Annotated in this window: 23 protein-coding genes; 14 read left to right on the forward strand and 9 right to left on the reverse strand. The window is 61.8% G+C overall.

The features are described from left to right. Positions 1 to 25: 25 nt before the first annotated feature. The 7 genes from K3758_RS10360 (at position 26) to K3758_RS10390 (ending at position 6498) form a co-directional block, all read left to right on the forward strand. Positions 26 to 1114: an OmpP1/FadL family transporter gene (locus K3758_RS10360; RefSeq protein WP_259944511.1), complete on the forward strand. Its 1089-nt coding sequence runs from the start codon at positions 26 to 28 to the stop codon at positions 1112 to 1114. 111 nt (positions 1115 to 1225) lie between these two features. Next, positions 1226 to 2158, forward strand: a complete 933-nt coding sequence (locus K3758_RS10365; protein WP_259944512.1) for a DMT family transporter — start codon at positions 1226 to 1228, stop codon at positions 2156 to 2158. Positions 2159 to 2170: 12 nt separating this feature from the next. Continuing rightward, positions 2171 to 3031 (forward strand): ATPase, encoded by an 861-nt coding sequence (locus K3758_RS10370; protein ID WP_259944513.1) that lies wholly within the window; start codon positions 2171 to 2173, stop codon positions 3029 to 3031. Positions 3032 to 3087: 56 nt separating this feature from the next. Then, positions 3088 to 4005 (forward strand): homoserine O-succinyltransferase, encoded by a 918-nt coding sequence (gene metA, locus K3758_RS10375; RefSeq protein ID WP_259944514.1) that lies wholly within the window; start codon positions 3088 to 3090, stop codon positions 4003 to 4005. After that, positions 3989 to 4969 carry an alpha/beta fold hydrolase gene (locus K3758_RS10380; RefSeq protein WP_259944515.1) on the forward strand — a complete coding sequence of 327 codons (981 nt, stop codon included), beginning with the start codon at positions 3989 to 3991 and terminating at the stop codon, positions 4967 to 4969. Before metA ends, K3758_RS10380 begins: the two co-directional genes overlap by 17 nt. 49 nt (positions 4970 to 5018) lie before the next feature. Beyond that, entirely contained in the window at positions 5019 to 5888 is an 870-nt protein-coding gene (gene ppk2, locus K3758_RS10385) for a polyphosphate kinase 2 (protein WP_259944518.1), read from the forward strand. Further along, positions 5881 to 6498, forward strand: coding sequence for a TetR/AcrR family transcriptional regulator (locus K3758_RS10390; RefSeq protein ID WP_067629863.1), 618 nt, complete (start codon positions 5881 to 5883; stop codon positions 6496 to 6498). The genes ppk2 and K3758_RS10390 overlap by 8 nt, the downstream gene beginning before the upstream one ends. A 13-nt stretch (positions 6499 to 6511) precedes the next feature. Here the strand turns inward: K3758_RS10390 and K3758_RS10395 are convergent, their stop codons facing one another. After that, positions 6512 to 7507, reverse strand: coding sequence for an LLM class flavin-dependent oxidoreductase (locus K3758_RS10395; protein WP_259944525.1), 996 nt, complete (start codon positions 7505 to 7507; stop codon positions 6512 to 6514). A 238-nt stretch (positions 7508 to 7745) separates the two neighbouring features. Between K3758_RS10395 and K3758_RS10400 the strand changes: the two genes are divergently transcribed. Further along, positions 7746 to 8435, forward strand: coding sequence for a hypothetical protein (locus K3758_RS10400; protein WP_259944527.1), 690 nt, complete (start codon positions 7746 to 7748; stop codon positions 8433 to 8435). A 148-nt stretch (positions 8436 to 8583) separates the two neighbouring features. Here the strand turns inward: K3758_RS10400 and rpsI are convergent, their stop codons facing one another. From rpsI to K3758_RS10415, 3 genes are all read right to left on the reverse strand, one after another. Further along, positions 8584 to 9084: a 30S ribosomal protein S9 gene (rpsI, locus tag K3758_RS10405; protein WP_067629875.1), complete on the reverse strand. Its 501-nt coding sequence runs from the start codon at positions 9082 to 9084 to the stop codon at positions 8584 to 8586. Positions 9085 to 9086: 2 nt separating this feature from the next. Then, on the reverse strand, positions 9087 to 9548 hold the full coding sequence (gene rplM / locus K3758_RS10410; RefSeq protein WP_067629878.1) for a 50S ribosomal protein L13: 462 nt from the start codon (positions 9546 to 9548) through the stop codon (positions 9087 to 9089). A 160-nt stretch (positions 9549 to 9708) separates the two neighbouring features. Then, positions 9709 to 11124: a PLP-dependent aminotransferase family protein gene (locus K3758_RS10415; protein WP_259944529.1), complete on the reverse strand. Its 1416-nt coding sequence runs from the start codon at positions 11122 to 11124 to the stop codon at positions 9709 to 9711. Positions 11125 to 11234: 110 nt separating this feature from the next. Between K3758_RS10415 and K3758_RS10420 the strand changes: the two genes are divergently transcribed. Continuing rightward, complete coding sequence (locus K3758_RS10420) at positions 11235 to 11465, forward strand: DUF1127 domain-containing protein (protein ID WP_259944532.1); 231 nt, start codon at positions 11235 to 11237, stop codon at positions 11463 to 11465. Between the two features lie 240 nt (positions 11466 to 11705). Here K3758_RS10420 and K3758_RS10425 read toward each other — a convergent pair whose 3' ends face one another. After that, a complete protein-coding gene (locus tag K3758_RS10425) occupies positions 11706 to 12131 on the reverse strand; it encodes a PaaI family thioesterase (RefSeq protein ID WP_259944534.1) in 426 nt (141 codons plus the stop codon). Between the two features lie 58 nt (positions 12132 to 12189). Here K3758_RS10425 and K3758_RS10430 point away from each other — a divergent pair, with 58 nt between their 5' ends. From K3758_RS10430 to gluQRS, 4 genes are all read left to right on the forward strand, one after another. After that, positions 12190 to 12975 carry an enoyl-CoA hydratase gene (locus K3758_RS10430; RefSeq protein WP_259944537.1) on the forward strand — a complete coding sequence of 262 codons (786 nt, stop codon included), beginning with the start codon at positions 12190 to 12192 and terminating at the stop codon, positions 12973 to 12975. A gap of 277 nt (positions 12976 to 13252) precedes the next feature. Further along, positions 13253 to 14593 carry a methylenetetrahydrofolate--tRNA-(uracil(54)-C(5))-methyltransferase (FADH(2)-oxidizing) TrmFO gene (gene trmFO, locus K3758_RS10435; RefSeq protein ID WP_259944539.1) on the forward strand — a complete coding sequence of 447 codons (1341 nt, stop codon included), beginning with the start codon at positions 13253 to 13255 and terminating at the stop codon, positions 14591 to 14593. Positions 14594 to 14646: 53 nt separating this feature from the next. Next, positions 14647 to 15261 (forward strand): class I SAM-dependent methyltransferase, encoded by a 615-nt coding sequence (locus K3758_RS10440; protein WP_259944542.1) that lies wholly within the window; start codon positions 14647 to 14649, stop codon positions 15259 to 15261. Then, positions 15258 to 16115 carry a tRNA glutamyl-Q(34) synthetase GluQRS gene (gluQRS, locus tag K3758_RS10445; protein WP_259944543.1) on the forward strand — a complete coding sequence of 286 codons (858 nt, stop codon included), beginning with the start codon at positions 15258 to 15260 and terminating at the stop codon, positions 16113 to 16115. The genes K3758_RS10440 and gluQRS overlap by 4 nt, the downstream gene beginning before the upstream one ends. 9 nt (positions 16116 to 16124) lie before the next feature. Here the strand turns inward: gluQRS and hisI are convergent, their stop codons facing one another. Beyond that, complete coding sequence (gene hisI, locus K3758_RS10450; RefSeq protein WP_259944544.1) at positions 16125 to 16484, reverse strand: phosphoribosyl-AMP cyclohydrolase; 360 nt, start codon at positions 16482 to 16484, stop codon at positions 16125 to 16127. A gap of 75 nt (positions 16485 to 16559) precedes the next feature. Here hisI and K3758_RS10455 point away from each other — a divergent pair, with 75 nt between their 5' ends. Beyond that, positions 16560 to 17021: an iron-sulfur cluster assembly scaffold protein gene (locus tag K3758_RS10455; RefSeq protein ID WP_132443293.1), complete on the forward strand. Its 462-nt coding sequence runs from the start codon at positions 16560 to 16562 to the stop codon at positions 17019 to 17021. 192 nt (positions 17022 to 17213) lie between these two features. Here the strand turns inward: K3758_RS10455 and K3758_RS10460 are convergent, their stop codons facing one another. From K3758_RS10460 to ligA, 3 genes are all read right to left on the reverse strand, one after another. Beyond that, positions 17214 to 17342, reverse strand: coding sequence for a hypothetical protein (locus K3758_RS10460; RefSeq protein WP_259944545.1), 129 nt, complete (start codon positions 17340 to 17342; stop codon positions 17214 to 17216). A gap of 99 nt (positions 17343 to 17441) precedes the next feature. After that, positions 17442 to 19532: an ATP-dependent DNA helicase RecG gene (gene recG / locus K3758_RS10465; RefSeq protein WP_259944546.1), complete on the reverse strand. Its 2091-nt coding sequence runs from the start codon at positions 19530 to 19532 to the stop codon at positions 17442 to 17444. Next, complete coding sequence (gene ligA / locus K3758_RS10470; RefSeq protein ID WP_259944547.1) at positions 19529 to 21649, reverse strand: NAD-dependent DNA ligase LigA; 2121 nt, start codon at positions 21647 to 21649, stop codon at positions 19529 to 19531. Before ligA ends, recG begins: the two co-directional genes overlap by 4 nt. Positions 21650 to 21694: the final 45 nt, after the last annotated feature.

Raw genomic sequence — 21694 nt, forward strand, 5'->3', positions numbered from 1 at the left:
CACAGAAGTCTTGGGAGGAAAGCAAATGAAAACCTATTTCTTGGCAATTCCGGCACTGTTGGCATCTACGGCACTCGTTCACGCTGGCGGTATCGATCGGTCGGGCCAATCCATCAACGCCCTGTTTGAAAACGGGCGCTATGCCGAATTCAGCTTCGGGCATATCTCGCCCGACACCTCGGGCACGTCGGTTGCGGCCCTCGGCAGCCGCGATTCAGGCAATGCCACAGAAAGCTACATGCAGTTTGGCGCCGCCTATAAGGCAGACATCAACGACAAGCTGTCCTATGCGATCATTTATGACCAGCCCTTTGGCGCTGACATCGATTACCCCACGGGCACCGGCTACTACGCCGCAGGCGCGCAGGCTGACCTTGACGCCCACGCTCTGACCGGTGTGCTGCGCTACCGGATGAACGAGAACTTCAGCGTTCACGGCGGTCTGCGTGTGCAAACCATCGAAGCCACAGCGGCTGTCCCCTTCGTCGGCGGCTATACGGTTGATGGGGATCGCGACACGGGCGTCGGTTATGTCGCTGGTGTCGCCTACGAACGTCCCGACATCGCCATGCGGGTGGCGCTGACCTATAATTCCAGCATCGACCATGACGTTGACACCACCGAGTTCGGCGCAGTCATGAGCACGACCGAAATCGAAACACCCCAGTCGGTGAACCTCGACTTCCAGACCGGCATCGCGGCTGACACGCTTCTGTTCGGTGGCATCCGCTGGGTTGATTGGTCGTCCTTCGATATTTCTCCGGCTGCCTATGCTGGCGCCACGGGCGGGGCCTCCCTCGTGAGCTATGAGAACGATGTTTTCACCTACTCGCTGGGTGTGGGCCGTCGTCTGAATGACAACTGGTCGGTCTCTGCTTCCGTTGGCTATGAGAAGTCCGAAGGCGGCTTTGCCTCGAACCTCGGGCCGACCGATGGCAACAAAAGCCTCGCTCTGGCCGCCGTCTATACCCGCGACAATATGAGAATCACCACCGGCGTGCGCTACGTCAACATCGGTGACGCAGAGACGGCCATTCCGGGCTTTGCCCCGGCAGCGGAATTCGAAGACAACGATGCCGTGGCCTTTGGTGTCAAAGTGGGTTTCACCTTCTAATCCACACCAGAACCGTTGAGATCACGCCGCCCGATCCCCTCGGGCGGCGTTTTTTTATGCATGCGCATCTTTCGGGTCGTGCCGATCAATGGAACGGCCTAAACCCGCCCCATGATCACACAAAAAACCATCCCCCCGCGCGCTTGGATCGAAATGGGCTTTCTTGCCCTCCTCTGGGGCGCGTCTTTTGTCGCCGTGCGGGTGGCACTGGATGAGATCGGACCGCTGACCTCGGTCGCGCATCGGGTGTTCTGGGCGATGCTGGTGCTTTGGGGCGCGGTGATCCTCATGCGCCTGCCGCTGCCACGCGACCCGCGCATCTGGGCCGCTTTCCTCCTTATGGGACTTTTGAACAATGTGATCCCCTTCTCGCTCATGGCATGGGGGCAGTTGCATATTCCCTCTGGCCTCACGTCAATCCTCAACGCCGCCACGGCGATCTTTGGCGTCTTGGCCGCCGCGATCTTTCTGGCGGATGAGCGCATCACCCCGCGCAAAGCGATTGGCGTCTGCCTCGGCTTTGCCGGGGTCAGCACCGCCATAGGATTGGAAAACCTCACGAATTTCGATCTCGGCAGCCTTGCGCAGCTTGCCGTGCTGGGCGGGGCGATGTCCTATGCCATGGCGGGTGTCTGCGCGCGCAAACTGCTGCCGGGCCAACCGCCGCAACTGGCCGCCGCCGGGATGCTGACAGGGGCCACGCTAATCATGCTGCCACTGGCATGGGCCGTCGAAGGGCCGCTGACGCTCGACCTTGCCCCGGCCACGCTCATGGCAATTGCCTATTACGCGCTGGCTGCCACGGCGCTGGCCTATCTGCTCTACTACCGCGTGCTGGCCATGGCGGGCAGCAGCAACCTTATGCTGGTGACGCTGCTGGTCGCTCCCGTGGCGATCCTGCTGGGCGCATGGCTGCGCGATGAAACTCTGCGCCCTGCCGCCTACAGCGGCTTTGCCCTGCTGGCGCTTGGGCTTTTGGTGCTCGATGGCCGCATCTGGCGTCTTGTTAAACACTGGGGTAGTCAGGGGAAACGAAGCACTTAACCTTGGTGATACATGCTCTACCCCACGGCTGACGACTGGCGCGCGGCGCCGCGCCGCAAAGTTCTGATCTTCGGCATGTCGGGTCTGGGCAAAACCCATCTGTCCAGCCTGCTGCGCGCCAGCGGGGATTGGTTTCACTACTCCATCGACTACCGCATCGGCACCCGCTATCTGGGCGAACTGATCGCCGATAACGCCAAGGCCGAGGCGATGAAGGTGCCGTTCCTGCGTGATCTGCTGCTCAGCGACAGCATCTACATCGGGTCCAACATCACCTTCGACAATCTATCGCCCGTGGCCACGTGGCTCGGCAAACCCGGCGATCCCGCGCGCGGCGGCCTGCCGATGGCGGAATACGCCAAACGCCAAGAAGCCTTCCGCCGGGCCGAGATCAACGCGCTGGAAGACACCGCCTATTTCGCCATCCGCGCCGAGCAGCTCTATGGCTATCCCCATTTCATCTGCGACACCGGCGGGTCGATCTGCGAATGGGTCAACCCCGAAGACTCGAACGACCCGCTTCTGCGCCAATTGGCCGACGAATGCCTGCTGGTCTGGATCAAAGGCGACGAGGCCCATACCGAAGAACTCATCCGCCGCTTCGACAAAGCCCCAAAGCCGATGGCCTACCAGCCCGAATTCCTCGCCCGCGCTTGGGCCGACTATCTCGCCGAAAAGAACATCACCGAGGACGCCGTGAACCCCGATGATTTCATCCGCTGGACCTATGCCGCCGCCCTGTCACACCGCCAACCGCGCTATGAGGCGATGTCGAAATGGGGCGTCACGATCACCCCTGCCGACATCGACACACTAAAAGCTCCCGAAGACTTTACCGATCTTATCGCCCGCCACCTACCCTCGGGCGGTTGAACCCACCACGCCCAAGATTACCTGACTGCTCTGGCTACCCCTGAAAGACCTGTCTCATGCCCATCAAGATCCCCTCCCGCCTGCCCGCCTTTGACGTTCTGCGCAACGAAGGGGTCATGGTGCTGGATGAGGAACTGGCATCGCGACAGGACATTCGCCCGCTGCGCATCGCCCTGCTGAACCTGATGCCCAAGAAAATCCAGACAGAGAACCAGTTTGCCCGCCTGATCGGCGCGACGCCTCTGCAGATTGAACTCAGCCTCATCCGCATGTCCGACCACCAAGCCCGCAACACGGCAGCGGAACATATGGAAAGCTTCTACCGCCCCTTCGAGGAAATGAAGGCCGAAAAATTCGACGGGCTGATCATCACTGGCGCCCCGATTGAGCATCTTGAGTTTAACGAAGTGACCTATTGGGACGAGTTGGGCGAGGTGATGGAATGGACCCAGACCAACATCCACTCCACCTTTGGCGTCTGCTGGGGCGGCATGGCGATGATCAACCATTTCCACGGGGTTAAGAAACACATCCTGCCCGAGAAAGCCTTCGGCTGTTTCCGCCATCGCAACCTTGCGCCCGCCTCGCCCTATCTGCGCGGGTTTTCCGATGATTGCACCGTGCCCGTCTCTCGCTGGACCGAGATGCGCCAAGACGAAGTGAACAGGCACGCGGGCCTCACCACGCTACTGGGTAGCGATGAAGTCGGCCCCTGCCTGATCGAAGACCCCGCGCACCGGGCGCTCTATGTCTTTAACCATTTCGAATACGACCGCGACACGCTGAAACAAGAGTATGACCGCGACGTAGAGAATGGCGTGCCGATCAACGTGCCTTGCAACTACTACCCCGAGGATGACCCATCGCGCACCCCGGTGAACCGCTGGCGCAGCCACGCGCATCTGCTTTATGGCAATTGGATCAACGAGATATACCAGACCACCCCCTTCGATATGAATGAGATTGGCCATTAAACTGCTGCTCGCCCTTCTGCTCGGGCTGGCGCTGCTGGTGGCGCTTGTCCAATGGCGCGCCGCGCGGCACGAGGCGCGGGCCGAGGCCAGCCACCCGCCCGAGGGCGAGATCATCACGGTGGATGGCCTGCCGGTCCATGCCAAGATTATCGGCAGCGGGCCTGATCTGGTGCTGATCCATGGGGCCAGCGGCAACCTGCGTGATTTTACCATGGGGTTCGCGGAACGGCTCAGCGACCGCTACCGCGTCATCATGTTCGATCGCCCCGGCATGGGCTATACCGCCCGCCTGCCCGGCGCCCGCGGCGCGTGGAACCCGCTGGGGGAATCGCCCCAAGAACAGGCCGCGCTGCTGCAAAAGGCCGCCGACCAGCTTGGCGTCGAAAACCCCATCGTTCTGGGCCACTCCTTTGGCGGCGCTGTGGCGCTGGCGTGGGGGCTTCAGCGCCCCAAAGACACCGCCGCGCTGGTGCTTGTCTCTGCGGTGTCAGAGCCTTGGCCCGGTGGGCTGGGCTGGATTTACAACGTCAGCGCCTCGCGGCTTGGCGGTGCGCTTTTTATCCCCGCCGTCACCGCCTTTGTCCCCGAAAGCGTGGTGCAAAGCAGTATTGAGGCGATCTTTGCCCCGCAGCCCGCGCCCGAGGGCTATGCCGAACATATCGGCACCGGGTTGACCCTACGCCGCAGCGCCAGCCGTGCCAATGCCCAGCAGGTGCACCAGCTTCGCCCCCATGTGGTTGAAATGGCAGCGCAATATGACCGACTGACCATGCCGGTTGAGATCATTCATGGCGATGCCGATACCATTGTGCCAATGCATATCCACGCCGAGGAATTGATCAAAGATATCCCCAACGGCGCGCTCACCCGACTGCCCGGCATGGGCCATATGCCCCAACACACCGCCCCGCAAGCCGTGGTCGACACAATCGACCGCGCCGCCACCCGTGCGGGTTTGCGTTAAGCGCCTTAACATCCCATATTGAAACAAGAACAACCCGCAAGGAGCGCCCATGGACCTGCCCTTTGACGGCGCAATCAGCGCCTTTTACGAGAATGACGCCCCCGAGGACATCCGCCAAGCGATCCGCCGCTCCGACAAGGACGATATCCTTTCGCCCAGCTATCCGCATGACGAGCGTCTGTCGCGCAAAACCTATGAGCGCGACTATGAGCGGTTGCAGATCGAAATGGTCAAATTGCAATCTTGGGTGCGCGAAACGGGCCAGCGCGTCGTCATGGTGTTTGAGGGCCGCGACGCCGCCGGAAAAGGCGGCACGATCCGCCGTATGCGCGAGAACCTAAGCCCCCGTTCCGCCCGTGTCGTCGCCCTGTCGAAACCCACTGAGACGGAACAGGGCGAATGGTATTTCCAACGCTACATCAAACACTTGCCCACGGCGGGTGAGATGGTGTTTTATGATCGCTCTTGGTACAATCGCGGGGTGGTGGAAAAGGTTTTCGACTTTTGTACGCCTGAGCAGCGCGCGCATTTCTTTGAACAAGTCACCCCGTTTGAGCAGATGCTCGTCGAAGACGGCATTCACCTGATCAAGTTCTGGCTCAACGTTGGCCGGGCCGAGCAGTTGCGCCGCATGTTGTCGCGCGAATCCGATCCTTTGAAGCAATGGAAACTCAGCCCGATCGACGTCAAAGGTCTTGCCAAATGGGAGGAATATTCAAGCGCCATCGCCGAGACCCTGCTGCGCAGCCATACGGATGAGACGCCTTGGACAGTGATCCGATCCGACGACAAGCGCCGCGCCCGACTGGCCGCGATGCGCCACCTGCTGAACCGCTTCGACTACCCCCAGAAAGACGCCAAAGCGATTGGCAAGATCGACGATGAGATTTGCGGCGGGCCGGACATCTGGGATGCCTAAGCGCGGCTATCATCACGGCAACCTGCGCCAAGCCTTGATCGACGCAGCACTTGAGTTGATCGAGCAGCGCGGCCCCACGGGCTTTACCCTCTCCGAGGCCGCCAAACGCGCGGGCGTCACCCCGGCTGCGGTCTATCGCCACTTCGAAGGCCGCGAAGACCTGATCGCCGAGGCCGCCCATCAAGGCTATGATATCTTTGCCGAATTGATGGAATTTGCTTACGAATCCGGCCAGCCCTCAGCCCTCAAAGCCTTCGAGGCTACGGGCCGCGCCTATCTGGCCTTCGCGCGCAAATACCCCGGCCATTACATCGCCATGTTCGAATCCGGTATCTCGGTCAACCGCACCCCGGAGCTCGCCCATGCCGCCAACCGCGCCAATGGCGTGCTGGAACGCGCGGCATCCGACCTCAGCCAGCATATCCCGGCAGATAAACGCCCGCCGGCTTCGATGTTCTCGGCCCATATCTGGGCGATGAGCCACGGCGTGGTCGAACTTTTCGCCCGCAACTCCCCCGGTCGCGCGTCGCCCTTCCCAGCAGATGACCTGCTGGAAACCGGGATCGGGATTTATCTGCGCGGGCTGGGATTGGTCAGCCCCGACGAGTAAGGTTTAGCGGCCCTTAGGCCGCCACCCTCATGTCTTGCAAGACATCCGCCGCAATCTCAAACGAGCGCAACCGCGCCGCTTGATCGTGGATCTGCCCGGTCAGGATCAACTCATCCGGGCGGTGCTGTGCGATCAGCGCCTCTAGCTGGCGTTTCACGGTCTCGGGGCTGCCCACGGCAGACACCCGCAGCGCATGATCCACCCCCTGCCGCATCCCCGCACCAATCTCGGCATCGATGTCACGCACCGGGCGCGGCAGCTTGCCGGGGCGGCCTGTGCGCAAACGGGCAAAGGCTTGCTGCATGGTGGTGCGCAGATAGGCACCCTCTTCATCGGTATCGGCCGCGAAGACATTCACCGCCAGCATGAACCGCGGCGCGGGACAGGCTTCGGACGGTTTGAAATCACGACGGTAGATCGCCGTGGCCTCCTCCAACGCATCGGGCGCGAAGTGAGAGGCAAAGGCATAAGGCAGCCCAAAATGCGCCGCCAGTTGCGCGCCGTATAGCGAAGAGCCGAGGATCCAGATCGGTACATGCGTCCCCTCACCCGGATGCGCACGGACGGGCGAGCGCGGATCGGCGTCGCCCAGATAGGCCATCAACTCGGCCACATCATCGGGGAAGTGATCGCCGCCACCCATGCCGCGCCGCATGGCACGCATCACCGCCTGATCGCCACCCGGCGCACGGCCCAGCCCCAAATCGATCCGGTCGCCATGGATCGCAGCCAGCGTGCCGAACTGTTCGGCAATCGCCAAAGGCGCGTGATTGGGCAGCATGACCCCGCCTGCACCGATGCGAATATTCTGCGTATGATCCGCCACATGCCCCAGCAAAACCGATGTCGCCGCCGAGGCGATGCCCGGCATGTTGTGATGCTCAGCCATCCAGAAGCGGTGATAACCCTTGGCTTCGGCCAATTGAGCCAATGCAACGGAATTGGCGATGGCGGTGGCGGTGTCTGACCCTTCGGGCACCGGGGCAAGGTCGAGAACTGAATACTGCATGACTGTCTCCTGTGTTGCGCTTGATATAGGCAGGCGCCGCCCCGCCCGGAACCACGGGGGCTGAGAAAAACCAACGACTTGGGCGAAATTTCCGTCGTTCACAATGTTATGTTCTAACGCATGCCAGATATGCGCAAACGGGCCTTGCCGCCCCCCAATGGCGGGCCTATCCGAAGGGCCTTCACAACCTGACCTCGCCAGTCGCAGACAAGCCATGGTCCAACACTAGGCAAATGCCATGAATATCAAACATCTTATCGGGTTCGGCCTTACCGCCGGGCTGCTCTCTTCCGCCGCCTATGCGCAGGACAACATCACCACCGGTTTCGACCCGGTGATCGAAGACCGCGCCATGACCTCCATGATTGGCTGGACCGCAGGCGTCTCTGCCGCCACGCGTTTCAACACGTCGGATGATTTCGATCACCTCGAAAACGAAGTCGAAGGCTTTGTCGAGCTGACCTACGGCGGCTTCCACACCGGCCTCAGCGCAACATCGCTCTACCAAGACCCCACAGATGACGTCGAGTTCGAAGCAAACCTCGGCTATGGCGCGGACTTCGGTCAGGGTCTCAGCTGGGATCTGACCTATGGCTATATCTGGCTGAACGATTCCGAAGACCACAGCGAAGAAATCACCGCGACACTGGGCTTCCCCATCGGTCGTGACGCCTCCGGCGCATTCGCCGTGATCATCGACCCCGACAATGGCGAAAGCGATCAGGAAGTCGCGTTCGAAGCGCCCCTGTCCGAGCGTTGGACCGCCGTTGGCCTCATCGGCAACAGCGACCGCGACGACAACATCTATGCCGAAGCCGGTGCCGTCTATGACTTCGGCGATGGCGTCAGCTTTGAAGCGCTCTACGAAGACACCAACGATGGTGACGGCGTATTGGGCTTCACCGTGAGCTACGAAATCGGCGGCTAAGCCGTCTCAGGATCACGCGATCCTGGATCAGAGGCCGTTGCGGGAAACCGCAGCGGCCTTTTTCATGACCAGCAGCCACACATGCCAGCCCTCAAACGAAAAAGGGCCACCCCTGAGGGCAGCCCTTTCGCAAAGTTGATCGGTAAGCTCAACGCTTGGAGAACTGGAAGCTCCGGCGCGCTTTGGCCTTACCGTATTTCTTCCGCTCGACGACGCGGCTGTCGCGGGTCAGGAAGCCTGCCGCTTTCAGCGCACCGCGCAGGGAGGGATCATAAAGCTGCAGCGCCTTGGAGATGCCGTGCTTGACCGCGCCCGCTTGACCGGACAGACCGCCGCCTTTGACAGTTGCGAATACGTCGAACTGGCCTTCGGTGTTGGTGATGCCGAAAGGCTGCGCGAGGATCAGCTGCTGCACGGGGCGCGCAAAGTATTCGTTCTGCGGCTTGCCGTTGACGATGACCTTGCCGGAGCCGGGCTTGATCCAAACGCGGGCGACCGCGTCTTTACGTTTGCCGGTGGCATAGGCGCGGCCCAGTTCGTCACGAACCGGCTCACGCGGGGTCATTTCGGTTTCGGTGCCCTGCACGCCGCCGATGTTCTCGGTCACGGCTGCTTCGAGACCGTCGAGGGATTTGATTTCGTCAGCCATGCTCATGCACTCCGCGTGTTTTTCTTGTTCAAGGATTTAACATCCAGAACTTCGGGGCTCTGCGCCTCATGGGGGTGATCGCTACCTGCATAGACGCGCAGGTTGGTCATGATCTGGCGGCTCAGGCGGTTGCCGGGCAGCATGCGCTTGACCGCTTGGGTCACAACACGCTCAGGATGCGCGCCCTCAAGGATCTGTGCCTTGGTGCGCGACTTGATGCCACCGGGGTGGCCGGTGTGCCAGTAGAAGTGCTCTTCGCGCTTCTTGCCGGTCATCTGCACCTTGTCGGCGTTGATGACGATCACGTTGTCGCCGCAATCCATATGCGGTGTGAAGGACGGCTTGTGCTTGCCGCGCAGGCGCGTGGCGATGATCGAGGCGAGACGGCCCAGCACGACGCCTTCGGCGTCGATGATGATCCATTTCTTGTCGATATCTGCCGGTGTCGCAGAAAAGGTTTTCATGGATGAATTCCCGTTTAAGGTTGGTCGGAACGAGGAATCCCCGCCCGGTGTCTGATGGAGGGGTTATAACCACCTGCATCGCCGGGTCAAGCGCAGTAATCACGGATTACGTAAGCAAAATCAGATACTTATGATTTAGGTATAATAATACCCCATATTTCTACACGCTGATCTGCTCTGGCGGATTGTCCAAAAGACAGCGCAGCCGCTGCATCGCCGCCTCAAAAGAGCGCAGAGAGACATGGGCGTTCACCGCGATACGCACCGCATGGGGCGCGCGGCCATCGCGCAGGGCGAATTCATCGGCAGAGCGGATCTGCACGCCCTGCGCCTCTGCCGCGCGGCAAAACCCCGCTGCGCGCCAACCCGGCGGCAAGTGCAGCCATAAGAAAGGCACGTCACGCGACCATTGCAATTCATGCCCGCCCAGATGGTTGACCGCGACCTCTACATATTCCGCCAGCCTCTCGCGGATATCTGTGCAAATGCCCTTTAGCCGCGGATCGGTGAGCAGAATCCGCGTCGCCTCGGCCAAGGGGCGGGCAAGGCCGAAGTACCCGTATTCCGCCACCCGCCGCAGGTCCGCCGAGCGTCCCGCCGGAGCCAGCGCAAAGCCGACACGCAGCGCGGGCGTCAACTCTTTCGAGATCGAAGAGACATGCCAGACATGTTCCGGCCAGAGCGAGCGATAGCTCGGCGCGCGGGCAGAGCCCATGCGGTAGCAATCATCCTCCAAAATCTCCAACCCGTGCCGCTTGGCGACCTCCAACAGCGCGCGCCGCCGTTCGAGGCTTGTGTGGCTGCCGGTTGGATTGTGCACTTCAGGTGTGGTGCAAAACACCTGCGCTCCGCTGTCGCGCGCGGCTTTATCCAACGCCTCGGGCAACACGCCGTCTTTGTCCATCGCCACGCCGACCACTTCGGCGCGCAGCACCTCCGCTGCCCGGCGAAACCCGGCGTAGGAGAGGTCTTCGACCAGCATCACCGGCTTTGGCCCCGACAAGATGGCCTGAAGTACCAATACAATCGCACTTTGCCCGCCGTGTGACAGCACAACGTCGCGCTCGCTCAGCGGACCGAGGGACAGATGCGACAGCCAGTCGACCACCGCTTGGCGCACCGGGGCATAGGCATCGCGGGTGGGATAGTTCATCAGGTCTTCGCCCGGCACATCCGCCACCTGCCGCAGGGCGCTACGGATCATTGCCACCTGCCCCATGTCTGGCAAGCGCGGGCTAAAAAGGCTGACCGCATCGGTATCGGAGATCTCTAACTCTTTGATCCAGCTATCTTGTTCGCGATTCCAGACATCTTCGCGAATGGCGGCTTGCGGCGGGGCGACAAAAGTGCCCCGGCCGACCTCGGCCTCCAGCAAACCTTCGTCCGTAAGAATGGTATAGGCCCGCGCCACGGTGCCGGGCGTGATCCCCAACTGCCACGCCAGTTCGCGCACGGGCGGCAGCTTAGCTCCCACGGCCAGCGCACCGGATGTGACCCCCTCGCGGATCGTCAGGGCGACGAGTTTGTACTTCGGTCCCTGCCCTTCGGCGAGGGTTGGCTGCCAAATTGTACCCATTACAATATTCCTGTGGTCAAATTGTATCGCACTTTGTACCCTTGTACCTGTAGACATTCTACACTTTGTGTCAATACAATTTCGCCAATACAAATTCAAGGAGTTCTCCCATGACACAGGCTCGCCCTATCAGCGCCGATGCAATGACATTGATGACATACCGCGCCCTGCCGGTCCCTGCGATGATCGCGCTGCGCTTTGCGGCGGTCGTGACCACATGGGCGGCCCGCCGACGCACCCGCCTCGCGCTTGCAGCGCTAGAGCCGTGGGAGCTTGAAGATGCGGGACTTACACCGGAACAAGCCTCAGCCGAGGCTTCCCGCGTGTTCTGGCAAGCGTGACTTCCCTGTGGCGCTAGCCAGACCTCTTCCTTGGGCCGGGTTTTCCCGGCCCTTTTTTGTAGATAGCCACCAGGTCCGGAATCAAGCCGCAGGCGCCGGGCCATCGCCTGCCCATCCCGGCGGGCTGGCGATTTGGTGAGGCTGGGCGGAAGTCTTAGAAGTCGCATAAGCGCCGCACCATAAAGTGGGACGGATCACCGGTGTGATCGCCACCCCACGGGCAGCCGATGGCCCTTAGCCCTACGCCTTCACCGGCGGAATCGCATAGGTCAGACTCGCCCGCGCCACCGGCTTATCCGACCCTTCCGAATAGATAAGCACATCCGTCACCGACAACTGCCGCCCCAGCTTGAGCAGCTTGGCATGGGCGACCAGCGGCACATCCGCCAGCGGCTTGCGCATGAAATCGATCGAGCAATTCGTCGTCACCGCCAGCGCCTTGGGCCCGATCATCGCAAGCGTCGCAAGATAGGCCGCCACATCCGCCAGCGCGAACATCGACGGGCCCGACACCGTCCCTCCGGGCCGCAGATGGCGGCGGCTGGTCAACAGACGCATGGTGATCTCATTCTCGGCCACGTGATCCACGGCGAAATCATCCGCCACCTGATCAAACACCTCCCGCATGAAGGCTTCCAACGCCTCTGCATCCATCACCACGGCCATACTTGTTCTCCCTGCTTTCCTTGGCGTAACGTTGGCGTGACCAGCTTGGGAGGGCAAGGTGACAATTCTTGACGTTACGGCACAAGGGCCGATCACCCATCTGCGCATGAACGCGCCCGAGCGGCTGAACGCCCTGTCGGACGAAATGCTGGCCACCCTGCACAGCAAACTCGACGCATTGGCCGAAGACCGGCAAACCCGTGTCATTATCCTATCGGGCGCGGGCAAAGCCTTCTGCGCGGGCCACGACCTGCGCCAAATGACCGCCATGCGCCAGGCCGAAGATGGCGGAGCCGCCGCCTTCAAAGACCTCTTCGACCGCTGCGCCGCCCTCATGGCTCGCATCCAAAGCCTGCCCCAGCCCGTCATCGCCCAAGTCCACGGGATCGCCACCGCCGCTGGCTGCCAGCTTGTCGCCACCTGCGACATGGCCATCGCCGCCGAGGACACCCGTTTTGGCGTCAACGGCGTGAACATCGGCCTCTTCTGTTCAACCCCCATGGTCGCCCTGACCCGCAGCATCCCGCGCAAACAGGCGTTTGAGATGCTTACCACCGGGGAATTCATCTCAGCCCCCCGCGCTGCAGAACTGGGCCTGATCAACCGCGCCGTGCCGGGCGACCAACTGGCTGCTGAGACCAACGCCCTCGCCGAAAAGATCGCCGCCAAACTCGGCACCGCCGTCGCCCACGGCAAAGGCGCCTTCTACCAACAGATGCACCTGCCCACCGACCAAGCATACGCCTTCACCGGCGACATCATGGTGCGCAATATGCTTGAGGCAGACACCCGCGAAGGCATCGACGCCTTCTTGGAAAAACGCGCGCCCGACTGGCAGCAGTGATTGTTTCCAAATCCGCGCAACAGTGTTGCCGCGCAGGGGCTGGCAAATCTGGCAAAATCGGGGCACTGTTATATTAGGGTACAGAAACCCTAATGATTTTGGGTCGCCGACGGCGGAAGGTCCCTCCGGGTCAGCCTCTCACTGACCGACCATTCCCGCAGCGGCGACCCCAAAACCATGCCCGGCCAAGCGCGCGTACCGCGATATTTCAGCGCGCATCGGCCCGCCCCCGCTCTTGCCTGTTGCGCGCGAACCCGCCCTGCCCTACATCGCCCCCATGACAGATACATTGCACATCATCGGCGGCGGCATGGCCGGATCAGAGGCTGCTTGGCAAGCGGCGAACGCGGGCGTGGAAGTCGTGATCCACGAGATGCGCCCCAAGGTCGAAACCTTCGCCCACCAAACCGGGCTCTTGGGCGAGATGGTCTGCTCCAACTCCTTCCGCTCGGACGATGACGAGCAAAACGCCGTGGGCCTGCTGCATTGGGAAATGCGCGCCGCCGACGGCCTGATCATGGCCTGCGCCGACAAAAACCGCCTGCCCGCTGGCGGCGCACTGGCAGTAGACCGCGACCCCTTCGCGCAGACCGTCACCGACACGCTGCTCGCACACCCCAACATCTCCGTCGAATACGGCGAGATTTCTGAGCTGCCAAAAGACGGCAAATGGATCATCGCCACGGGCCCGCTGACTTCGGGCGCGCTGGCCGAAGCCATCGCCGCCGAAACAGGTGCCGAAGCGCTCGCCTTTTTCGACGCCATTGCGCCTATCGTCTATTTCGACAGTATCGACATGTCGAAAGCCTGGATGCAGTCGCGCTATGACAAGGGCGAAACCGAAGAAGAGCGCACCGCCTACCTCAACTGTCCAATGGACAAGCAGCAATACGACGATTTCATAGACGCGCTGCTCGAGGCCGACAAAACCGAATTCCGCGAAGGCGAAACGGCGGGCTATTTCGATGGCTGCTTGCCCATTGAAGTCATGGCCGAACGGGGCCGCGAGACCCTGCGTCACGGCCCGATGAAACCGGTTGGCCTGACCAATCCGCACCAGCCCGATATCAAGGCCCATGCCGTTGTGCAGCTGCGCCGGGACAACAAGCTAGGCACGCTTTACAATATCGTCGGCTTCCAGACTAAGATGAAGTACGGCGCGCAAACGAATGTTTTTAAACGCATTCCGGGGCTTGAGAACGCGCGTTTTGCGCGTCTCGGCGGCATACACCGCAACTCGTTCATCAACTCGCCCACGTTGCTTGACGACCAAATGCGCCTGCGCAGCCGCGACAATATCCGCTTTGCCGGGCAGATCACTGGCGTCGAAGGCTATGTCGAAAGCGCCGCGATGGGCCTGCTCGCGGGTCGCATGGCCGCGGCTGAGATCAAGGGCGGCAGCCTGCCAACCCCGCCCGACAGCACCGCCATGGGCGCGCTGATCACCCACATCACCGGCGGGGCGGATGCAAAAACCTTTCAGCCGATGAACGTGAACTTCGGCCTGTTTCCGCCTGTCGAAGGGCTTAAATCGGGCCGTCGCGGCCGCAAGGACCGCTACAAAGCCTATACCGACCGCGCCAAGGCAGATTGGAAGACATGGCTTGATCAAGGTTAACCTGCCCCGGGTTAACACTGGATCCTCCTGCCCATCCCCCATATCCTAGGGGAATGACAAAACATTATTTCGACAAAGCCTACGCGGCGCGGGACACGCAGGTGATCCGCAGCCTCTATGACGAATGGGCGGGCAGCTACGACGAGGATATCAAAGCGCAGGGCTATGCCACGCCCGACCGCGCCGCTGCCACGCTCGCTGAATTTCTGGACAACAAAAACGCCCCGATCTTCGATATCGGCTGCGGCACAGGGCTGTCTGGCGCGGCCCTGAAACAAGCGGGTTTCACCACCATCGACGGCGGCGATGTTTCCGCCGCCATGCTGGCAGAGGCTCGAAATAAAGATATATACCGCAATCTGTTAGAGCTCGAAGTTGACGCCCCTCTCCCCTTCGCGCCCGGCAGCTATGAGGCGATCAGCGCCATCGGCGTGATCGGCCCCGGAGCCGCGCCGATCACATTGTTTGACACGTTGATGCATGGATTAGAAAAGGGCGGTAAGATTCTGTTTTCGCTCAACGAAAAAGCGCTCGAAGATCGCGGCGCCTTGGGCATGATCCATGAGTGGACCGACTGCGGCGCGGCGATCCTGCTCTTTGCAGAGGAAGGCCCGCACCTGCCCGGCATCGACTTGAAGTCTACCGTCTATCTGATTGAAAAGAATTGACACTTACCACCAGATTTGCCCCATCCCCGACCGGTCCGCTGCACCTTGGCCACGCCTATTCGGCACTCTTGGCCCATGATCTGGCCAAGGCAGCGGGGGGAAAGTTTCTGCTGCGGATCGAAGATATCGACCAATCCCGCGCACGACCCAAGTGGGAGGCGCAGATCTACGAAGATCTCGCATGGCTTGGTATTGACTGGCCGCAGCCTGTGATGCGCCAATCCGACAGAATGGCGACCTATCGCGGCGCCCTTGATGACCTCCGGGCGCGCGGCTTGCTCTATGCTTGCACCTGCAACCGCCGCGACATCGCCGCCGCCACCAGCGCCCCGCAGGAGGGCGCAGAGCCCGTCTATGGCCCCGACGGCCTGATTTACCCCGGCACCTGCCGTGACGCTGGCCATCCAAAAGCCTCCGGCGCGCTGCGGCTTGATATGCGTAAAGCCATGGCTTCACTGGGAAATCGCACACTAAGCTTCACCGAAAACGGTCATGGCCCGAAGGCAGAAACCGGCCCGATCACCTTCTCCCCGGATGAGCTTATCGCCACGGTCGGTGATGTGGTCTTGGCCCGGCGCGACATGGGCACGTCCTACCACCTTTCCGTGGTGCTTGACGATGCCGCACAGGGAATCACGCTTGTCCCGCGCGGGGCCGACCTTTTTGCGGCGACCTATATCCATGTTGTGCTGCAGGCTTTGCTCGACCTGCCAACGCCGCATTATCACCATCACCGACTGATCCGGGATGAGGGCGGCAAACGGCTCGCCAAACGCGATGACGCCCGCGCCATCGCGCTCTACCGTGAGAATGGAATGACGCCCGAAGATATTCGTTCTATGGTCGGGCTTTAGCGCGCGGCCTTAATCCACCGGCTTCATAAGTTCGACTTCTTCACCATCCTGAATCCCGGTGTAAAAGCAACTGCGCCGCCCAGTGTGACAGGCGGGACCGGTCTGGTCCACAAGCACCAACAGGCAATCGCGGTCGCAATCGATCCGCATCTCAACCAGTTTTTGCACATGGCCACTGGTTTCGCCCTTTACCCAGAACGCCTGCCGCGAGCGGCTCCAATAGGTGACCTTGCCCGTCTCAAGGCTGCGCGCGATGCTCTCTGCGCTCATCCACGCCAGCATCAGCACCTCATGTGTCTCCGCGTCCTGCGCGATGGCGGGGATCAGGCCCGCTTCGTTGAACTGAAGGCTTGCAGGATCGAAAGTCATCGGGCACCTCGTGGAAATATTTGCATCTGTCTCTGCGGCGCTTATGTAGGGTTTCAGCACGAAAAGGAACAGCCCATGTCGGATGAGACGGACCTCATCAAGCTCTACTCCGCGCGCATCTTGGCGCTTACCGCAGAGATCCCGCATCTGGGCCGGATGGAGGCCCCGCAGGCCAGCGTGAAGCGCCGCTCGCCGCTGTGCGGGTCGACCGTGACGGTTGATGTGCGCGTTGAGGAAGGCCGTCTGGCCGAGATGAAACAGGACGTGAAAGCCTGCGCCTTGGGGCAAGCGGCTGCGGCCGTTGTGGGCGGTGCCGCGCCCGGTGCCTCGCTCACGCAGATCACCACTGCCCGCGATCAACTGCGCGCCATGCTTAAGGGCGAAGGGCCAGTGCCGGACGCTCCCTTTGACGGTTTCGAAGTGCTAACCCCTGCCTCGGCCTATAAAAACCGCCATGCTTCCATCATGCTGAGCATCGAGGCGCTGACAGAGGCGATGCAACAGGCCGAAGCCCCAGCGGAAGCTGGCGAGCGTTAAGCGCAGCCTGCCGCAGCCCACCTCCCCCAATATTTAACAAAAAAAACGCCGCACATCCTGCAAAGGATGGCGGCGTAAGTCGGCGTACCTCATGTGGGACCCGCTTTGCCGAAACCCGACGCGAACAGGCATGTCGGAGCATCAAATTGGGACGGATGCAGCGGCAAAACGGCATGAGAGCCTTGGCAGAACTCAGATAAAGGCGGGTAGATGCAGACCGACCACCAGCATCACGATCAAAGCGGCGGCCCCTGCTGCATCTTGCAGCAACGTGGCCTGTGATCTGAGGGCGATAGATTTCAGGGCAGTGTAAGTCATCATCAGTACCTCCTTATCTTTGTTGCTCCTTTGTTCTCATTTCTACCCGCCGGTGTAAAGAACTTTCTGAGAACATTCGCGAACATAAAGAGGTTGGCGGCACTAACCCACTGTTATCAAACGGATCGCCTCGTCCTGCCGCATGAGCCATAGCAGCAGCCTTACCGCCCTGCCGCGCGGCCCTTCGAGGGTGGGATCATCAACCAAAAGCTTTCGGGCGTCCGATTGCGCCACCGCCATCAGGCCCGCCTGACGCTCCAGATCGGCCACGCGAAAGCGCGGCACGCCCGATTGCGCGGTGCCGATAAGATCGCCCGTGCCGCGCATTTTCAGATCGGTTTCGGCAATGACGAAACCGTCTTCGGATTCGCGCAGCACTTCAAGCCGTTGCCGGCCCGTATCGCTGAGGGGGGCTTGATACATCAAAAGACAGGTCGACGCCCCGGTGCCCCGCCCAACACGGCCGCGCAACTGGTGCAACTGCGCAAGGCCGAAAATCTCGGCCCGTTCCACCACCATGATCGTCGCATTGGGCACGTCCACGCCGACTTCGATCACCGTGGTGGCCACCAGCACCTTGGTTTCTCCCGCTTGGAAGGCACGCATCGCCGCGTCTTTTTCGGCGGGCGGCATCTGCCCATGGACCAAGCCCACAACCCCTTCGCCCAACGCCGCGCGGAGCCGTTTGAACCGGTCTTCCGCCGCCGTCAGATCGCTGACTTCGCTTTCTTCCACCAGCGGGCAAACCCAGTAGCATTGCCGCCCTTCGCTGATGGCGTGACGCATCCGGTCGATGACCTCATCCATCCGTGAGGTCGAGACCAGCGCCGTGCGAATGGGCTGTCGACCGGGCGGCTTTTCGTCGAGGATGGAGGCATCCATATCGCCGTATTGCGCCAGCGCCAGACTGCGCGGGATCGGTGTGGCGGTCATCACCAGCACATCGGCCAGCCGCCCCTTGCGGCCCAATTCCAACCGCTGCCGCACGCCAAAACGGTGCTGTTCGTCGACCACCGCAAGGCGCAAATCGGCAAAGCTCACATCCGCCTGAAACACTGCATGGGTGCCGACGAGGATCTGGATGTCGCCACGTTCCAGCGCCGCGAGTTTGGCCCGCCGCTCGCCTCCCTTGTCGCGCCCGGTGAGGAGTTCCAGCACCACGCCCGCCTGTTCCGCCAGCGGTTGCAGCCCCATAAGGTGCTGACGCGCAAGGATTTCCGTCGGCGCCATCAGCACCGCTTGCCCGCCCGCCTCAACGGCGCGCAAAAGCGCCATGAAGGCGACCAGCGTCTTGCCTGCCCCCACATCGCCCTGCAACAGCCGGTTCATGCGGGTCTCGCGGCCCATGTCGGCGGTGATCTCTTCGACGGCGCGCTGCTGTGCGCCGGTGGGCCGATAGGGCAAGGAAGACAACACCCGTTCTTGCAACCGCCCGTCGCCGCGGTTCGCCCGCCCCATCTTGCGCCGCTCATTCTGCCGCGCCAAGGCGAGGGTCACTTGATGGGCAAAAAGCTCATCATAGGCCAGCCGCTCCCGCGCCGAGGCCGTGGCGGTGAGGTCTTGCGCGTTCTGCGGGTCATGCGCCGCCTCTGCGGCGGCGGCGAAATTGGGCCAAGCGGCCTGCGCCACCTGCCCCGGATCGGCCCATTCCGCCACCTTCGGCAGCCGTTTCAACGCGCCTCGGGTGGCCTTGTACATCACCTTTTGGGTCAGCCCGGAGGTGAGCGGATAGACCGGCTCAAAGTCAGGAATATCGCCCGATTGGTCTTCCGGCACGGCGAAGTCCGGGTGGACCATCTGCGCCATCCCGTCAAAAAACTCCACCCGGCCCGAAACGATGCGGCGGCTGCCTTCGGGCAGTTGCCGCTGCCAATAGTCGCCGCGCGCGTGGAAATAGACCAGTTGGAAACTGGTCTGCGCGTCCTCGACCGTGATGCGGTAAGCGCCGCCTTTGCTGCGTGCCGGACGGTGTGCGCCGATGGTAACGGCCACGGTGAGTGTCGCAGGCAGATGCGCGTCTTTCACACTGTCGCGCAGACGGCGGTCGATACCGGAGTGCGGCAGGGTAAAGATCAGATCGCGCGGCGCTTGGATGCCCATTTGGCCCAGCAATTGCGCTGTCTTTGGCCCCACCCCTTCGAGCGTTTCGAGCCCCGCAAAAAGCGGGAAAAGCTGTTCCGGTCTGCCGCTCATTTGCCTTCGATCAAGGCGAGCCAGCCATCTTCATCCATCGTCTCGACCCCCAGATCGGCGGCCTTCTTGGCCTTGGACCCCGCCCCCGGCCCGGCGACCAAGATATCGGTTTTGCCGCTGACCGAGCCCGAGACCTTGGCCCCCAAACGCTCCGCCCGGGCCTTGGCCTCGGCCCGGCTCATCTTCTCCAAAGTGCCGGTAAAGACGACGGTCTTGCCTGCGACGGGGCTGCCTTCGGTGTCGGGGCGTTCCGCCGGGATCACGGTCAGATGCGCCACCAACCGGTCGATTGAGGCGCGCTCTGCCTCTTGCGCAAAGGCCGAAACCAGCGAACCCGCCATGACGCTGCCGACGCCATCGACGCCAATCAGATCATCCCAAGCGGGGCCGTCGAGCCCGCGCGCCTCGGCCATGGCGGCCTCAAAACTGTCCCAATCGCCGTAGTGCAGCGCGATCAGGCTCGACGCCGCCTCGCCAACATGGCGAATACCTAGGGCAAAAATCAGACGCGCCATCGGTATTTCACGGCGATCTTCGATGGCCTGAAACAGGTTGTCCGCCGATTTCGGCCCCCAGCCTTCGCGGTTTTTCAACTGCTGCACGCCGCTGCCGAAACGCTCTTTCAAGGTGAAAATATCCGCAGGCTCCGCGATCCAACCGTCATGGTAAAACTGTTCGACCTGTTTGGCCCCCAGACCGTCGATATCAAATGCCTTGCGGCTGACGAAATGGATAAGCTTTTCAACGGCCTGCGCCGGGCAGATCAGCCCGCCGGTGCAGCGCCGCACCGCATCGCCCGGCTCCCGGATCGCATCCGAACCGCATTCCGGGCAGGTGGTGGGATAGACAAAGGCTTCGGCATCTGTGGGACGTTTCGACAAATCCACGTCGGCCACTTTGGGGATCACATCGCCCGCGCGGTAAATCTGCACCCAATCGCCCACGCGCACGTCCTTGCCGCCGCGGATTTCGGCGCCCTTGCTGTCGAGGCCTTTGATGTAATCTTCGTTGTGCAGCGTCGCGTTGGAGACGACGACCCCGCCCACAGTAACCGGCTGCAACCGCGCCACGGGCGACAAGGCACCGGTGCGTCCAACTTGAATGTCGATCCCCTCAAGCCGGGTCCACGCCAATTCGGCGGCGAATTTATGGGCCACGGCCCACCGCGGCGTGGTGGAGCGAAAGCCAAGCCGTTCCTGAAGCGCGAGGTCGTCGACCTTGTAGACCACGCCATCGATGTCATAGCCCAGCGTGGCGCGCTGCGCTTCGATCTGTTCGTAATGGGCGACCATATCGCTTGGCCCGTCACAAAGTGCGGTCAGAGGGTTGGTCGAAAACCCCAGTTCCGCCAATCGGTCAATCACGCCCTGCTGCGTTTCGGCCAAGGGTTCCGAGAGCGCACCCCAAGCATAGGCGAAAAACTGCAATGGCCGGGCGCGGGTAATCTCTGCGTCGAGCTGCCGCAGAGAGCCGGCGGCGGCATTGCGCGGGTTGGCAAAGGTCTTGCCGCCCCTTTCGGCCTGTCGCGCGTTCAGTGCCGCGAAATCGGCGTGGCTCATATAGACTTCGCCGCGCACCTCCAGCAGGTCCGGCGCGTTCTTTAACTCTTGCGGGATGTTTTCAATGGTGCGGGCGTTGGCGGTGACATTTTCGCCCACCGCGCCATCGCCCCGCGTGGCGGCCTGCACCAGCACACCCTTTTCATAGCGCAGGGACAGCGACAGCCCGTCAATCTTGGGCTCGGCCGTATAGGCCAGCGGCGCATCCGACCCCAGCCCAAGGTATTTGCGAATCCGGACGTCGAACTCAGTGACTTCCTCGTCGTCAAAGGCATTGGCGAGCGAGAGCATCGGCACCGCATGTCGCACTTTGCCGAACCCTTCGGCGACCGGCGCGCCGACTTGCTCTGACGGGCTGTCAGCGCGCTTGAGGTCGGGGAAGCGCGCTTCGATCGCGGCATTGCGCCGCTTCAGCGCGTCATATTCCGCGTCGGAAATTTCTGGTGCATCTTCCGTATGATAGGCGGTGTTCGCCGCGTTCAGCACCTCGGCCAGCCGGGCCAGTTCCGTCTCTGCCTGCGCTTTGGTCAGCGCTTCAACCTCGATCTGGGATGTCACGATCTGCCCCCGATATTGTCACCTGTGGCTTAGATAGGTGGCGAT

It is taken from the genome of Sulfitobacter sp. W002, assembly GCF_025142135.1.
GTDB classification, from domain to species: Bacteria; Pseudomonadota; Alphaproteobacteria; order Rhodobacterales; family Rhodobacteraceae; genus Sulfitobacter; species Sulfitobacter profundi.

What these genes read in the sequence shown, in the direction of transcription:
- K3758_RS10365 (WP_259944512.1), top strand. Translation starts at nt 1,226, where the DNA reads ATGATCACACAAAAAACCATCCCCCCGCGCGCTTGGATCGAAATGGGC.
- K3758_RS10440 (WP_259944542.1), top strand. Translation starts at nt 14,647, where the DNA reads ATGACAAAACATTATTTCGACAAAGCCTACGCGGCGCGGGACACGCAG.
- ppk2 (WP_259944518.1), top strand. Translation starts at nt 5,019, where the DNA reads ATGGACCTGCCCTTTGACGGCGCAATCAGCGCCTTTTACGAGAATGAC.
- recG (WP_259944546.1), bottom strand. Translation starts at nt 19,532, where the DNA reads ATGAGCGGCAGACCGGAACAGCTTTTCCCGCTTTTTGCGGGGCTCGAA.
- K3758_RS10370 (WP_259944513.1), top strand. Translation starts at nt 2,171, where the DNA reads ATGCTCTACCCCACGGCTGACGACTGGCGCGCGGCGCCGCGCCGCAAA.
- rplM (WP_067629878.1), bottom strand. Translation starts at nt 9,548, where the DNA reads ATGAAAACCTTTTCTGCGACACCGGCAGATATCGACAAGAAATGGATC.
- K3758_RS10360 (WP_259944511.1), top strand. Translation starts at nt 26, where the DNA reads ATGAAAACCTATTTCTTGGCAATTCCGGCACTGTTGGCATCTACGGCA.
- K3758_RS10455 (WP_132443293.1), top strand. Translation starts at nt 16,560, where the DNA reads ATGTCGGATGAGACGGACCTCATCAAGCTCTACTCCGCGCGCATCTTG.
- trmFO (WP_259944539.1), top strand. Translation starts at nt 13,253, where the DNA reads ATGACAGATACATTGCACATCATCGGCGGCGGCATGGCCGGATCAGAG.
- rpsI (WP_067629875.1), bottom strand. Translation starts at nt 9,084, where the DNA reads ATGGCTGACGAAATCAAATCCCTCGACGGTCTCGAAGCAGCCGTGACC.
- K3758_RS10380 (WP_259944515.1), top strand. Translation starts at nt 3,989, where the DNA reads ATGAGATTGGCCATTAAACTGCTGCTCGCCCTTCTGCTCGGGCTGGCG.
- K3758_RS10460 (WP_259944545.1), bottom strand. Translation starts at nt 17,342, where the DNA reads ATGATGACTTACACTGCCCTGAAATCTATCGCCCTCAGATCACAGGCC.
- K3758_RS10395 (WP_259944525.1), bottom strand. Translation starts at nt 7,507, where the DNA reads ATGCAGTATTCAGTTCTCGACCTTGCCCCGGTGCCCGAAGGGTCAGAC.
- K3758_RS10390 (WP_067629863.1), top strand. Translation starts at nt 5,881, where the DNA reads ATGCCTAAGCGCGGCTATCATCACGGCAACCTGCGCCAAGCCTTGATC.
- K3758_RS10400 (WP_259944527.1), top strand. Translation starts at nt 7,746, where the DNA reads ATGAATATCAAACATCTTATCGGGTTCGGCCTTACCGCCGGGCTGCTC.
- K3758_RS10420 (WP_259944532.1), top strand. Translation starts at nt 11,235, where the DNA reads ATGACACAGGCTCGCCCTATCAGCGCCGATGCAATGACATTGATGACA.
- K3758_RS10415 (WP_259944529.1), bottom strand. Translation starts at nt 11,124, where the DNA reads ATGGGTACAATTTGGCAGCCAACCCTCGCCGAAGGGCAGGGACCGAAG.
- K3758_RS10425 (WP_259944534.1), bottom strand. Translation starts at nt 12,131, where the DNA reads ATGGCCGTGGTGATGGATGCAGAGGCGTTGGAAGCCTTCATGCGGGAG.
- hisI (WP_259944544.1), bottom strand. Translation starts at nt 16,484, where the DNA reads ATGACTTTCGATCCTGCAAGCCTTCAGTTCAACGAAGCGGGCCTGATC.
- metA (WP_259944514.1), top strand. Translation starts at nt 3,088, where the DNA reads ATGCCCATCAAGATCCCCTCCCGCCTGCCCGCCTTTGACGTTCTGCGC.